Source organism: Pseudomonas sp. HY7a-MNA-CIBAN-0227, assembly GCF_040310325.1.
Classification (GTDB): Bacteria; Pseudomonadota; Gammaproteobacteria; order Pseudomonadales; family Pseudomonadaceae; genus Aquipseudomonas.
This window is the reverse complement of record NZ_JBEOPT010000005.1, coordinates 231,067-244,898: the sequence shown is the minus strand read 5'-3', so window position 1 is coordinate 244,898 and position 13,832 is coordinate 231,067. Positions and strand designations below refer to the sequence as shown.

The 13,832-nt window shown below is 59.9% G+C and carries 10 protein-coding genes; 9 read left to right on the top strand and 1 reads right to left on the bottom strand.

The window, feature by feature from the left end:
- The first annotated feature begins 406 nt into the window (after positions 1–406).
- The 3 genes from AAEZ06_RS11120 (at position 407) to choV (ending at position 3,442) form a co-directional block, all read left to right on the top strand.
- Positions 407–1,354 (top strand): choline ABC transporter substrate-binding protein, encoded by a 948-nt coding sequence (locus AAEZ06_RS11120; protein ID WP_149413404.1) that lies wholly within the window; start codon positions 407–409, stop codon positions 1,352–1,354.
- A 67-nt stretch (positions 1,355–1,421) separates the two neighbouring features.
- Positions 1,422–2,267, top strand: coding sequence for a choline ABC transporter permease subunit (choW, locus tag AAEZ06_RS11115; RefSeq protein WP_133102365.1), 846 nt, complete (start codon positions 1,422–1,424; stop codon positions 2,265–2,267).
- Complete coding sequence (gene choV / locus AAEZ06_RS11110; protein WP_350614263.1) at positions 2,264–3,442, top strand: choline ABC transporter ATP-binding protein; 1,179 nt, start codon at positions 2,264–2,266, stop codon at positions 3,440–3,442. Before choW ends, choV begins: the two co-directional genes overlap by 4 nt.
- 85 nt (positions 3,443–3,527) lie before the next feature.
- Here the strand turns inward: choV and betT are convergent, their stop codons facing one another.
- Complete coding sequence (gene betT / locus AAEZ06_RS11105; protein ID WP_149413402.1) at positions 3,528–5,525, bottom strand: choline BCCT transporter BetT; 1,998 nt, start codon at positions 5,523–5,525, stop codon at positions 3,528–3,530.
- A gap of 438 nt (positions 5,526–5,963) precedes the next feature.
- Here betT and betI point away from each other — a divergent pair, with 438 nt between their 5' ends.
- From betI to AAEZ06_RS11075, 6 genes are all read left to right on the top strand, one after another.
- Positions 5,964–6,557: a transcriptional regulator BetI gene (gene betI / locus AAEZ06_RS11100; RefSeq protein ID WP_149413401.1), complete on the top strand. Its 594-nt coding sequence runs from the start codon at positions 5,964–5,966 to the stop codon at positions 6,555–6,557.
- A gap of 112 nt (positions 6,558–6,669) precedes the next feature.
- Positions 6,670–8,142 carry a betaine-aldehyde dehydrogenase gene (betB, locus tag AAEZ06_RS11095; protein ID WP_149493969.1) on the top strand — a complete coding sequence of 491 codons (1,473 nt, stop codon included), beginning with the start codon at positions 6,670–6,672 and terminating at the stop codon, positions 8,140–8,142.
- Positions 8,143–8,263: 121 nt separating this feature from the next.
- Positions 8,264–9,964 carry a choline dehydrogenase gene (betA, locus tag AAEZ06_RS11090; RefSeq protein WP_149414460.1) on the top strand — a complete coding sequence of 567 codons (1,701 nt, stop codon included), beginning with the start codon at positions 8,264–8,266 and terminating at the stop codon, positions 9,962–9,964.
- Between the two features lie 201 nt (positions 9,965–10,165).
- Positions 10,166–10,861, top strand: coding sequence for an RraA family protein (locus AAEZ06_RS11085; RefSeq protein ID WP_149414459.1), 696 nt, complete (start codon positions 10,166–10,168; stop codon positions 10,859–10,861).
- Between the two features lie 123 nt (positions 10,862–10,984).
- Positions 10,985–12,427: a TldD/PmbA family protein gene (locus AAEZ06_RS11080; protein WP_149414458.1), complete on the top strand. Its 1,443-nt coding sequence runs from the start codon at positions 10,985–10,987 to the stop codon at positions 12,425–12,427.
- Positions 12,427–13,743, top strand: coding sequence for a TldD/PmbA family protein (locus AAEZ06_RS11075; protein ID WP_149414457.1), 1,317 nt, complete (start codon positions 12,427–12,429; stop codon positions 13,741–13,743). The genes AAEZ06_RS11080 and AAEZ06_RS11075 overlap by 1 nt, the downstream gene beginning before the upstream one ends.
- Positions 13,744–13,832: the final 89 nt, after the last annotated feature.

Here is a 13,832-nt window from a genome sequence, read left to right as displayed (position 1 = left end):
GGCATAGAAAACACCTGGTGACGGAGCTGCTACGCTCAAGCTGCTTTCCGCCGAGATGGGCGCATCATCAAGCTTTTGTTGCCCCGTTCGGCGTCTCACACCGACGTACCCATGCTTACCAGCGCCGCCCCCGTGCGATCACTCGTTTTGACCGTTTTTTTACGGTGCAGATCGACAAAAAGTGCAGTATTGCCTTGGAAAAATTCTGTAAGCGACGTCACCGACACTGGATACGACCATCCCTGTACTGGATACGACGCCCCCTGTAGGCGTCAGATTTTCACTGGTACATGATCAGTCACGACTCGTTTGCAAGGTACCGTGGCAGAGCTGTGTCGCACGCCCCAACCGCAACACTTATAAAGCGCGGCGAACGCCGCCAGAAAAACACCAGGAGTCCAAACCCATGAAAGGTTCCCCGTCGTTGTTGTTGGCCGCCATGCTGAGTCTGCCCCTTGCGGCACAAGCCGCAGAACCGGCGCAATGCAGTACCGTCAATTTCTCGGATGTCGGCTGGACTGACATCACCGTCACCACCGCCACCACCAGCGTGGTCCTCGAAGCCCTCGGCTACAAAACCCGCACCACGATGATTTCCGTTCCAGTGACCTACAAGTCCCTGGCCGACGGCAAGAACATGGACATCTTCCTCGGCAACTGGATGCCGACCATGGAAAACGACATCAAGCAGTACCGTGATGCCGGCACCGTGGAAACCGTGCGCGCCAACCTGGAAAACGCCAAGTACACCCTGGCGGTGCCCGAGGCGCTGTACAACAAGGGCCTGAAAGACTTCGCCGACATCGTCAAATTCAAGAAAGAACTGGACGGCAAGATCTACGGCATTGAGCCGGGTAACGACGGTAACCGCACCATCCAGAGTCTGATCGACAAAGACGCCTTCGGCTTGAAAACCGCAGGCTTCAAGGTGGTCGAGTCCAGCGAAGCCGGGATGTTGTCCCAGGTAGATCGCGCTCAGCGCCGTGGCACCGACGTGGTGTTCCTGGGCTGGGAGCCGCACCCGATGAACACCCGTTTCAAGATGAAGTACCTCACCGGCGGTGACGATTCCTTCGGCCCCGACTATGGCAAGGCGACCATCTACACCAACACCCGCAAAGGCTACGTCCAGGAATGCAGCAACGTCGGTCAGTTGCTGAAAAACCTGGCGTTCACCCTGGACATGGAAAGCACCCTGATGGGCAACGTCCTGGACGACAAAATGAAACCCGAAGCCGCCGCCAAGGCGTGGCTGAAGAAAAACCCGCAAGTGCTCGACACCTGGCTAGCCGGTGTTACCACCATCGATGGCAAACCAGGTTTGGAGGCCGTAAAAGCCAAGCTCGCCGAGTAACCGCTGACCCCGGGCCGGTACGCTGGCTCGGGATGTTTTCCCTCTTCGCATGTGGACACTCACTACCATGCTGACTGAACAGAAAATCCCCCTTGGCCAGTACATCGCTGCCTTCGTTGAGTGGTTGACGCAAAACGGCGCCGACTACTTCGACGCAATCGCATCGACACTGGAAACGATGATCCACGGCGTGACGTTTGCGCTGACCTGGTTCAATCCGCTGGCATTGATCGGTCTGATTGCGCTGCTTGCTCACTTTATTCAACGCAAATGGGGACTGACGGTTTTCGTCATCCTTTCCTTTCTGCTGATCCTCAACCTGGGGTACTGGCAGGAAACCATGGAGACCTTGGCGCAAGTGTTGTTCGCCACCCTGGTCTGCGTGGTCATCGGTGTGCCGCTGGGCATCGTCGCCGCACACAAACCGATGTTCTATACCCTGATGCGGCCGGTACTCGATCTGATGCAGACCGTACCGACCTTCGTCTACCTCATCCCTACCCTGACCCTCTTCGGGCTGGGTGTGGTGCCTGGCCTGATTTCCACGGTGGTGTTCGCGATTGCCGCGCCCATCCGTCTGACCTACCTGGGTATCCGTGATGTCCCGCAAGAGTTGCTGGACGCTGGCAAAGCCTTTGGCTGCTCACGCCGTCAATTGCTCTCGCGTATTGAACTGCCCCACGCCATGCCGAGCATCGCCGCCGGCATTACCCAATGCATCATGCTGTCGTTGTCGATGGTGGTAATCGCCGCCCTGGTGGGCGCCGACGGCCTCGGCAAACCGGTGGTCAACGCACTGAACACCGCCGACATTGCCCTAGGCTTCGAAGCCGGTCTGGCTATTGTGCTGCTGGCGATCATGCTCGACCGTATCTGCAAACAACCCGACGCCAAAGTAGGGGGTGACGCATGAGCATCATTCGCTTTGATCAGGTCGACGTGGTGTTCTCCAAGGACCCCCGTGAAGCCCTGAAACTGCTTGACCAAGGTATGACCCGCGACCAGATCCTGAAAAAAACCGGGCAAATTGTCGGCGTCGAAAAGGCCAGCCTCGACATCGAGAAAGGCGAGATCTGCGTGCTCATGGGCTTGTCCGGCTCCGGCAAGTCGAGCCTGCTGCGTTGCATCAACGGCTTGAACACCGTCAGCCGCGGGCAACTGTTTGTTGAGCATGAAGGCAAACAGATCGACATTGCGTCTTGCACGCCAGCCGAGCTGAAAATGATGCGCACCAAGCGCATCGCCATGGTCTTCCAGAAATTCGCCCTGATGCCGTGGCTGACGGTGCGCGAAAACATCAGCTTCGGCCTGGAGATGCAGGGCCGACCAGAGAAAGAACGCCGCACGTTGGTGGACGAGAAGTTGGAGCTGGTGGGCCTGTCCCAGTGGCGCAACAAGAAACCCGATGAGTTGTCCGGCGGCATGCAGCAACGTGTGGGCCTAGCCCGCGCCCTGGCGATGGACGCCGATATCCTGCTGATGGACGAACCCTTCTCCGCCCTCGACCCGCTGATCCGCCAGGGTTTGCAGGATGAACTGCTGGAGCTGCAACGCAAGCTAAGCAAGACCATCGTATTCGTCAGCCATGACCTGGATGAGGCGCTGAAACTGGGCAGCCGCATCGCGATCATGAAAGACGGGCGGATCATCCAGTACAGCGTGCCGGAAGAGATCGTGCTGAACCCGGCGGATGACTATGTGCGCACCTTCGTCGCCCATACCAATCCGCTGAACGTGCTGTGCGGCCGCAGCCTGATGCGCACGCTGGACAACTGCAAGCGGGTCAACGGTTCGGTATGTCTCGATCCTGGCGACGACTCGTGGCTGGACCTGGCCGAAGGCAACACCATCAAGGGCGCACGCCAGAATGGTTCAGTGCTGAACCTGCAGAACTGGGCGCCTGGGCAAGCGGTGGAGGGGTTGGGCCGGGTACCGACGCTGGTGGATTCCAATATTGGTATGCGCGATGCGTTGCAGATTCGCTATCAGACAGGAAACAAGCTGGTGCTGCAGGACAACAACAAGGTGGTGGGGATTTTGGGTGACAGCGAGCTGTACCACGCGCTGTTAGGCAAGAACCTGGGCTGAAAAAAAGGGATCGCGGTGAGCGATCCCTTTTTGTCTTAGGCAGTTTGATCGTTCCCATGCGGGGGAACGGTCACTGTCTCAACCTTCAGCTATAGACGCGGCCAAGGAGCTGGCGATGGCTTTCAAACTGATCGAGCACATCCCGGGTAATTTGTTCCGGGGTGAAGCCCATCAGGTCGTATTCCTGGCTGCCGTTGTGCAAATACACCTCGGCGCGGTAGTAGCGCGTGCGCTCTTCCTCACCCTGGAGCGACTCACTCGGCGCCGCCAGGTAGCCATCCAGGCTGACCTCGTAGACAAACGGGTTGCCCTCTTCCATCTCGATCCGCACGCCCATGCAGCACTTGGACTTACCGAGCACGGTCTGCACATCCAGCCCTTGAGCACGCAAGGCCACCGCCGCGTCTTCCAGCGCCGGCGTCACCTTTTTATCCATAAAGCGCTGCACCACGGCTTGGGTTGGTTGCAGGTCGAGGGCAGTCAAGCGCTCGCTGAAACCATGACGACCACGCTCAGCCAGTTGCGCTTGCTCCAGCTCGATCGCCACGTCCTGGCGCATGGCCTTGTGCAGACCGAACATAAACAGAATCAGCACCACCGAGAACGGCAGGCCGGCCAGCACCACCATGGTTTGCATGGCTTCAAAGTTACCGGCGAACAGCAAACCGATGGTCACCAGGGTGATCACCGCCGACCAGAAAATCCGCAGCCAGTGCGGCGCATCTTCGTCAACGTTGCCGCCCTTGCAAGACAGGTTCGCCATCATCACCGCGCCGGAATCCGCCGGGGTCAGGAACAGCACGAAGCCCACAAAAATCGACACACCAATGACGATTTTCGACGCGGGGTAATGCTCAAGCAGTTGGTAGATCGCCATGGACGGTTGTTCCAGGGCAGTTTTGCCCAACTCCACCGCGCCATGGTTAAGCACCAGGTCCAGCGCCGAGTTGCCGAAGATCGACAACCACGCCAGGGTGAAGCCCAACGGGATCAGCAATACGCCGGCCACCAGTTCACGCACGGTACGACCACGGGAAATACGCGCGATAAACATGCCCACGAAGGGTGCCCAGGAAATCCACCAGGCCCAGTAGAACAGGGTCCACAGGCCCATCCAGCGCTCGGACTTCTCGCCATCACCTTCGTATACATACAAGTCGAAGGTTTTCAGCACGATGCCGTTCAGGTAATCGCCGGTGTTCTGCACCAGGCCATTAAGCAAATGCAGGGTCGGGCCGAACAACAGCACGAAAATCAGCAAGCCGCTGAACAGCACAATGTTGAGGTTGGACAGGCGGCGAATGCCGTTTTCCACACCCGACACGGCGGCGATGGTCGCCACGGTGCTCATCACGATGATCACGATCAGCAGGTTGGTGTTGTTGTGCTCCATACCGAACAGGTTTTCCAGCCCCGACGATACTTGCAGCGAGCCAATGCCGAGGTTGGTCACCAGGCCCAGCAAGGTCACGAACATACCAAAACCGTCCACCGCGTGACCGGCAGCGCCTTTGACCCAACGCTCGCCCACCAGCGGGTACAGCGCCGAACGCAAGGCCAGCGGCTGGTTATGACGATAGGCAAAGTACGCCACGGCCAGGCCGACCAAGGCATAGATCGCCCAGCCGTGCAGGCCCCAGTGCAGGAAGGTCAACTGCAACGCCTGCCGTGCGGCCGTGCCAGTGGCGCCAGCGCCTTCAGGCGGATTGAAGTAGTGGTCCAACGGCTCCGAAGCACCGAAGTACAACAGCGAGATGCCGATCCCCGAAGAGAACAGCATGCCGGCCCAGGCGCCATAGCTGAAGTCTGGGGTGTCGTCCTTGCTGCCCAGTTTCAACTTGCCGTAGGACGAAAACGCCAGGCCCACCACAAATACCAGGTAGGCAGCGATGACCACCATGTAGTACCAGCCAAAGCTTTTGGACAGCCAGGCCTGGGCTACACCAAGCACCCGGCCGGCCTCTTGCGGGGCGATGATCAAAATGGCAGTCAACAACAAAATCAGCGCGGTAGAGGTGTAGAACACCCAACCGTTGACCCGTACCTTTTCTGGCGGGGTCTTTATAAGAGAGGCAGAACTCATGGCACAGATGCTCCAGGCAGTGCGAGAGAGAAACACAAGGCAGCGCTTTACCCGATCCATCGATTTTTTGGCAGTCGACTGGTGGGTGATATAAAGACACCCCGAAAAACCCTGAACCCCACAAAAGCAACATTGTTGGCTGGCGGCGAAAGCCTTGGGCGAGCTCTTTTCAGTAAAAAAAGCGTCGCGTCATGACCTTAAGCGTCTTGCCCATTCAAACGTTCCGTCTTCGCCAGCTCGCGCTATGCCACGTGGTCGTTTCAGAGGTTTTTTTCAGATGTCTGGTGTCGCGCCTTGTCGGTAAAACACCTACAGGGCGTGACGATTTGTCGCAGATCTTATTCTTTGTTGATTGAACGTTCAATCAAAACAAAATAGACTGGCCCACAAGCCGACGGACGTTTATCGCTCGTCGGCAGGCCTAAGGAGAGGTGCACGATGCCCAAGGTCGGTATGCAACCCATACGCCGCCAGCAGTTGATCGAAGCCACGTTGACGGCCATCGATCAGGTCGGAATGGGAGATGCCAGCATTGCGCTGATCGCCCGCCTGGCCGGCGTCTCGAATGGCATCATCAGTCACTACTTTCAGGACAAGAACGGCCTGATTGCCGCCACGATGCGGTACCTGATGAACGTCTTGATCGAGAATGTCCACGCTCGTCGGCACGCGTTGAAGGATGACAGCCCACGGGCGCACCTGCAGGTGATCATCGAAGGCAACTTCGACGCCAGCCAGGTCAACGGCCCAGCAATGAAAACCTGGCTGGCCTTCTGGGCCTCCAGCATGCACCACCCGTCTTTGCACAGGTTGCAGCGGATCAACGATCACCGCCTGTATTCCAACCTGTGCTGCCAGTTCCGCCGTGCGATGCCACTGCCCGAGGCACGCAGCGCAGCCCGCGGGCTAGCGGCCCTGATCGACGGTTTGTGGTTGCGCGGCGCACTGTCGGGAGACGCTTTCGACACTGAGCAGGCGCAACGGATCGCTTACGAATATATGGATTTCCAATTGGCCAAACAGGTGAGTTAGAGCACACATAATCGCTCAACCCCTGAACTGCTGCTGATCGGTGTTGCCAGAACCTTAATGGCCCCACCTTTTAGTGGTTAACGCCAACCACTTATGCACTTGCGAGGACTTTATGGCCCGTTTCGAACTGCAAAAACTCTACATTGACGGCGGCTACTCCGACGCTGGCAGCGATGCCACCTTCGAAGCCATCAACCCGGCTAACGGTGAAGTTCTCGCCAACGTACAACGCGCCACCAAGGAAGACGTTGAACGTGCCGTGGTCAGCGCCGAAAAGGGCCAGAAAATCTGGGCCGCGATGACTGCCATGGAGCGTTCGCGCATCCTGCGTCGCGCCGTTGAAATCCTGCGCGAGCGCAACGATGAGTTGGCCGCCCTGGAAACCCTGGACACCGGCAAGCCGTACTCCGAAACCCAATATGTCGACATCGTCACCGGCGCCGACGTGCTGGAATACTACGCAGGCCTGGTGCCCGCCATCGAAGGCGAGCAAATCCCGCTGCGTACCACTTCGTTCGTCTACACCCGTCGCGAGCCCCTGGGCGTCGTGGCCGGTATCGGCGCGTGGAACTACCCGATCCAGATCGCCCTGTGGAAGTCCGCGCCAGCCCTGGCCGCCGGTAACGCGATGATCTTCAAACCAAGCGAAGTCACTTCGCTGACCACCCTGAAACTGGCCGAGATCTACACCGCGGCCGGCGTTCCAGACGGCGTGTTCAACGTCCTGACCGGCAGCGGCCGTGAAGTCGGCACTTGGCTGACCGAACACCCGCGCATCGAGAAAATCTCCTTCACTGGCGGCACCGACACCGGCAAGAAGGTCATGGCCAGCGCTTCCAGCTCTTCGCTCAAAGAAGTGACCATGGAACTGGGCGGCAAATCCCCGCTGATTATTTTCGACGACGCCGACCTCGATCGCGCCGCCGACATTGCGATGATGGCCAACTTCTACAGCTCGGGCCAGGTTTGCACCAACGGTACTCGCGTATTCGTTCCGACCGCCCTCAAAGGCGCGTTCGAAGCCAAGATTGCCGAGCGCGTAGCCCGCATCCGCATTGGCAGCCCGCAAGACGAAAACACCAACTTCGGCCCGCTGGTCAGCTTCGCTCATATGGAAAGCGTGCTCGGCTACATTGCCAAAGGTAAGGAAGAAGGCGCGCGCGTACTGTGCGGCGGCGACCGTCTGACCGACGGCGAATTCGCCAAGGGTGCCTACGTTGCGCCGACCGTGTTCACTGACTGCACCGACGAAATGACCATCGTCCGTGAAGAAATCTTCGGCCCGGTGATGAGCATCCTCACCTACGACACCGAAGAAGAAGTGATCCGCCGCGCCAACGACACCGACTTCGGCCTGGCCGCTGGCCTGGTAACCAAGGACCTGAACCGCGCGCACCGCGTGATTCATCAACTGGAAGCCGGTATCTGCTGGATCAACGCCTGGGGCGAGTCCGATGCCAAGATGCCGGTCGGTGGCTACAAACAGTCGGGCGTTGGCCGTGAGAACGGCATCACCTCGCTGAACAACTTCACACGCATCAAATCGGTACAGGTTGAGCTGGGCGACTACGCCTCGGTGTTCTAACCCGCCTGAAGTCTGGGATGCCCTTTGTGGCGAGGGGGCTTGCCCCCGCTGGGCTGCGCAGCAGCCCCATCCCAGGCACCACCATTCAGCAACCTGACCAAATTTAATGAGGGTGCATTCAATGTCCCAAGAATACGACTACATCATCGTGGGTGCCGGCTCCGCCGGTAACACCCTGGCGACCCGTCTTACCGAAGACGAAGGCGTCACCGTCCTGCTGCTGGAAGCAGGCGGCCCGGACTACCGTCTGGATTTCCGTACCCAAATGCCGGCCGCCCTGGCCTTCCCACTGCAGGGCCGCCGCTACAACTGGGCCTACGAAACCGATCCAGAGCCATACATGGACGGCCGCAAGATGGAATGCGGTCGTGGCAAGGGCCTGGGTGGCTCTTCCTTGATCAACGGCATGTGCTACATCCGTGGCAACGCCATGGACTACAACGGCTGGGCGAAAGCCCCAGGGCTGGAAGACTGGTCTTACCTGGACTGCCTGCCGTATTTCCGTAAAGCGGAAACCCGCGACATCGGCCCTAACGACTACCACGGTGGCGAAGGCCCGGTCAGCGTGACCACGCCAAAAGCCGGCAACAACCCACTGTTCGCCGCCATGGTCGAAGCCGGCGTGCAGGCCGGTTACCCGCGTACCGAAGACTTGAACGGTTACCAGCAGGAAGGCTTCGGCCCGATGGACCGTACCGTGACGCCGAACGGCCGTCGCGCCAGCACCGCCCGCGGTTACCTGGACACAGCCAAGAAGCGTTCGACGCTGACCATCGTCACCCATGCTCTGACCGACAAAGTGCTGTTTGAAGGCAAGCGTGCCGTGGGCGTGCGTTACCTGATCGGCGCCGCTGAAGAGCGCGTTGAAGCTCGTGCCCGCAAGGAAGTGCTGGTGTGCAGCGGCGCTATCGCCTCGCCGCAGATCCTGCAACGCTCCGGCGTTGGCCCGGCAAAACTGCTGGAAAGCCTCGACATCCCAGTGGTCCACGACCTGCCAGGCGTCGGCGAAAACCTGCAGGATCATCTGGAAATGTACCTGCAATATTCATGCACCCAGCCAGTCTCGCTGTACCCGTCGCTGCTCTGGTACAACCAGCCGGCCATCGGTGCCGAGTGGCTGTTCAACGGCACAGGTATTGGCGCCAGCAACCAGTTCGAAGCCGGCGGTTTCATCCGTTCGCGCGAAGAATTCGAATGGCCGAACATCCAATACCACTTCCTGCCGGTCGCGATTAACTACAACGGCAGCAACGGTGTTAAAGAGCACGGTTTCCAGGCCCACGTGGGTTCCATGCGTTCGCCGAGCCGTGGCCGCATCCAGCTGAAGTCGAAGAACCCACGGGAATACCCGAGCATCCTCTTCAACTACATGTCCAGCGAACAGGACTGGCAGGAATTTCGTGACGGCATCCGCCTGACCCGTGAAATCATGCAACAGCCAGCACTGGACGCCTTCCGTGGCCGCGAAATCAGCCCCGGCATTGAAGTGCAGACCGACGAGCAACTGGACAAGTTTATCCGGGAGCACGCCGAAACCGCGTTCCACCCGTCCTGCTCATGCAAGATGGGCACCGACGAGATGGCTGTGGTCGATGGCGAAGGTCGCGTACATGGCATGCAGGGCCTGCGTGTGGTCGATGCCTCGATCATGCCGCTGATCACCACCGGCAACCTGAATGCGCCAACGATCATGATCGCCGAGAAAATCGCCGACAAGATTCGTGGCCGCCAGCCGCTGGCGCGCAGCACGGCGGATTACTACGTGGCAGGTGACAAGCCTGCGCGTGGCAAGCCGCTGCGTGAAGTAAGCCGTACTGCGTAATAGCTAATACACCCCTGTGGCGAGGGGACAAGCTCTCTCGCCACAATGGATTACAGCCCTAGCCGCACAGGCTGTAAACCCGTCCCACACCGCACCGCCCTTGATCCCACCCCCCGCGCAGGCCTAATCTATTACCGCGCAAACGTTTCATCTTCCTGCCCTACCGATACGCCGGCACTTGCCTGGCCACGAGGCTTTCTCATGTTTGATGTCGTTTCTTCGAGCAAATGGCCTACCGGCTTCCTGATCAATCCAAACGTTGAACCACTGGACCCAAAATGGCTGAAGGAATTCAGCAAGATCCCGGCCGCTGCCGTCAGCGATTGCCTGGGTCGTAACGTCGGTGGCCTGGGACTCAAGTCCTTCCACGGCAATGCGCCGATGCTCGGCAGTGCACTGACTGTGCGCGTGCGTCCGGGTGACAACCTGATGATTCTCAAAGCCATGCAGATGGCCCGTCCGGGCGATGTGCTGGTGATCGACGGCAGCGCCGACCTGACCCGCGCCGTGTTCGGCGGCATCATGCGCGCCATGGCCCTGAAGGCCGGCATCGTCGGCGTGGTGATCAACGGCGCCCTGCGCGACCTCGACGAATGGCAAACCGGCGAACTGCCGGCCTACGCCATCGGCGGCGTACACCGTGGCCCGAGCACCGACGGCGGCGGCGAAATCAACGTGCCGATCTCTTGCGCTGGCATGCTGGTTGCTCCTGGCGACCTGATGATCGGCGACGGCGACGGCGTGGTCGCAGCTTCGCGAACTGAACTGCCGGAATTGCTGGTGCGCTGCCACGACCTGCTGGCCCGCGAGAAGGCTACACTGGCGGCTATCGAAGCCGGCACCCTGGACTCTGATCGTTTTGACGCCATCCTGCGCGCCAAGGGTTGCCCGGTCTAAAGCCAAAAGCATCGCAGGCAAGCCAGCTCCCACATTCTTGATTTGTGAATACATTCAAATGTGGGAGCTGGGCTTGCCCGCGATGAGGGCCTCAGGGCCTGCGCTGCCCACAAGGAAGGCCCCATGTTCGACAAGCACCCTATCCTCAAAAAACACTTCGCCGCCCTGCGCACTACCGCCGATTTTTTCTCCCTGCGCTACGTGCGCGAATCCGGCCAATACCTGTCGGTGCGCAAAAACGTCGCCGAGCCTCCACACCTGAACCGCGACGAAGGCGCGATGCTCACCGTGCGCCTCAACGGTGTCGAAGCCTACGCCGCGACCAACGATATTTCCCTGCCAGGCCTGCAAGCCGCCCTTGAGCGCGCCGAACAGCAGGCCCGGTTGATCAAGCCCCACGCCCTGCTCGACCTGCGCGACCAGCCAGTGTCCAGCGACGTTGCCGACTACCTGTCGCCCGACCTCGACCAGCCGTTCCCGTCCCTGAGCGATTGCTACCAACTGCTCGGCGCCGAATCCTTTGCGGTACCCAAGGACGAGCGCCTGGTGAACTGGGAAGTCAACCTGGGGCTGACCCACGTCGAACAGATCTACCTCAACAGCGTTGGTGCCGAACTGCGCCAGGCCCAGAGGTTTATTTTTCCGGGCCTGAGCGTCACCGCCTACGACGGCAGCGATAGCCAGACCCGCACCCTGGGCGGCACCAACTTCGGCCAGCAAGGCGGCTTCGATGTGATCAGCCGCTTCGGCCTGATCGGCGCTGCTGCGCAGATCGCCGACCAGGCCCTGCAACTGCTGTTGGCACCTAACACGCCGCAAGGCCCGCGCGACCTGTTGCTGATGCCCGACCAGATGATGTTGCAGATCCACGAATCCATCGGCCACCCGCTGGAACTGGACCGCATCCTCGGCGATGAGCGCAATTACGCTGGCACCAGCTTCGTCAAGGCCAGCGACTTTGGCAGCCTGCAATACGGCTCCAGGCTGCTCAATGTGACCTTCGATCCGGACATTCCCGAACAGCTCGCCAGCTACGGCCATGACGACGACGGAACCGCCGCCAGCAAGCAATTCCTGATCCGCGAAGGCCTGTTGCTCAAACCGTTGGGCGGCGCGCTGTCGCAATACCGCTCGGGCATGGGCGGCGTGGCCAACAGCCGCGCGTGCAGCTGGAACCGCCCGCCTATCGACCGCATGGCTAACCTCAATATCGAGGCGGGCGACCAGACCCAGGCGCAACTGATCGAAGGCATCGAGCACGGCATTCTCATGTCCACCAACCGCTCGTGGTCCATTGATGACGCTCGCAACAAGTTCCAGTTCGGCTGCGAATGGGGCCAGTTGATTGAAAACGGCGAACTCAAGGGTGTGGTAAAGAACCCCAACTACCGGGCCATTTCCGCGCAGTTCTGGCGCAAGCTCAGCGCCGTCGGCGACGCCAGTACCTTCAAGGTCCTGGGTACGCCGAACTGCGGCAAGGGCGAGCCCAACCAGGTAATCCGCGTCGGCCATGCATCTCCGGCGTGTGTGTTCAGCAATGTTGATGTGTTTGGGGGAGACGCCTGATGCAGACCTTCAAGGCCCTGGTCGATTGGCTCAAGCAGGCCATCACCGAAGAGGAACAGTTTCATCTGGGTTACGCGGCGGAATCGTCCGAGTTCGTGCGTTTCAATCACGCCAAGGTGCGTCAGGCCGGACAGGTGCAACAGGCTAGCCTGAACCTGAAACTGATCAATGACGGTCGCCATGCTGACCTGGGTATTACCTTGGCTGGCGAACCGGAGCTGGATCGCCAGCGCCTGGCCGATGGCCTGCAACAACTGCGCGAGACCTTGGCGCTGGTGCCGCAAGATCCCTATCTTTTGCTCAACCACAACGCCTGGCAAAACAAGGACCAGCAGGCTCGACCGCTGCCAGGGCTGGCTCAGGTACTGGAAGAAATCAACCAGGCTGCACACGGCGTGGATATGGTCGGTTTCTACGCCGCTGGTCCCATTAGCCGCGGTTTTGCCAGTTCCTCGGGCGCCTTCGGTTGGCATCAGGCCAATAGCTTCAACTTCGATTTCAGCCTGTTCCACGCCAACGGCGAAGCCGTGAAGGCCAGCTACGCCGGAAACGACTGGGACAGTGCCGACTTCGCCCGTCGTTTCCAGCAGGCGCGCGAGCAACTGGAGTTTCTTGGCCGCCCGCTGCACACCTTGGCGCCGGGACAATACCGCGCCTATATCGCTCCGGCGGCGCTGGAAGAAATCATCGGCATGCTCACCTGGGGCGGTTTTTCCGCCCAGGCCATCGCCAGCAAAAGCAGCCCGTTGCAGCGCCTGTATAGCGGCGATCAAGCGTTGAGCCCCTTGGTGGGCATCGATGAACAGGTCAGCGATTCACTGAGTTCGGCGTTCTCTCGTGACGGCTATCCCCGCAGCGACGTGAAGCTGATCAGCGCGGGCAAGGCCGAAGGCCGGCTGGTCAACTCCCGTAGCGCCGCCGAGTACGGTTTGAGCGCCAACGGCGCCAGCGACGACGAATCCCCCAGCGCGTTGCAGATGGCCGCAGGTAGCCTGGCCCAGGCCGATATCCTCAAGCAGTTGGGCACCGGCCTGTACATCAGCAACCTGTGGTACCTGAACTACTCCGACCAGCCGGCGGCGCGCCTGACCGGCATGACTCGCTTCGCCACGTTCTGGGTGGAAGACGGCGAGATCAAGGCGCCGGTCAGCACCATGCGTTTTGATGACAGTGTCTACAACCTGCTGGGTTCGCAGCTGGAAGCGCTAACCGCTGATCGGGAACTGCTGCTGTCGGCCAGTACGTATAGCCAGCGCAATACCTCGTCCAACTTGTTACCGGGGGCACTGGTCAAGCGGTTGACCCTGACCCTGTAGACACGCATTCCCAATGCGACAACCATCCAATATGGGAGCCGGGCTTGCCTGCGATGCAGGCGACTGGGTGTATCAATTACACCGCGTGT

What these genes read in the sequence shown, in the direction of transcription:
- AAEZ06_RS11120 (WP_149413404.1), top strand. Translation starts at nt 407, where the DNA reads ATGAAAGGTTCCCCGTCGTTGTTGTTGGCCGCCATGCTGAGTCTGCCC.
- choW (WP_133102365.1), top strand. Translation starts at nt 1,422, where the DNA reads ATGCTGACTGAACAGAAAATCCCCCTTGGCCAGTACATCGCTGCCTTC.
- choV (WP_350614263.1), top strand. Translation starts at nt 2,264, where the DNA reads ATGAGCATCATTCGCTTTGATCAGGTCGACGTGGTGTTCTCCAAGGAC.
- betT (WP_149413402.1), bottom strand. Translation starts at nt 5,525, where the DNA reads ATGAGTTCTGCCTCTCTTATAAAGACCCCGCCAGAAAAGGTACGGGTC.
- betI (WP_149413401.1), top strand. Translation starts at nt 5,964, where the DNA reads ATGCCCAAGGTCGGTATGCAACCCATACGCCGCCAGCAGTTGATCGAA.
- betB (WP_149493969.1), top strand. Translation starts at nt 6,670, where the DNA reads ATGGCCCGTTTCGAACTGCAAAAACTCTACATTGACGGCGGCTACTCC.
- betA (WP_149414460.1), top strand. Translation starts at nt 8,264, where the DNA reads ATGTCCCAAGAATACGACTACATCATCGTGGGTGCCGGCTCCGCCGGT.
- AAEZ06_RS11085 (WP_149414459.1), top strand. Translation starts at nt 10,166, where the DNA reads ATGTTTGATGTCGTTTCTTCGAGCAAATGGCCTACCGGCTTCCTGATC.
- AAEZ06_RS11080 (WP_149414458.1), top strand. Translation starts at nt 10,985, where the DNA reads ATGTTCGACAAGCACCCTATCCTCAAAAAACACTTCGCCGCCCTGCGC.
- AAEZ06_RS11075 (WP_149414457.1), top strand. Translation starts at nt 12,427, where the DNA reads ATGCAGACCTTCAAGGCCCTGGTCGATTGGCTCAAGCAGGCCATCACC.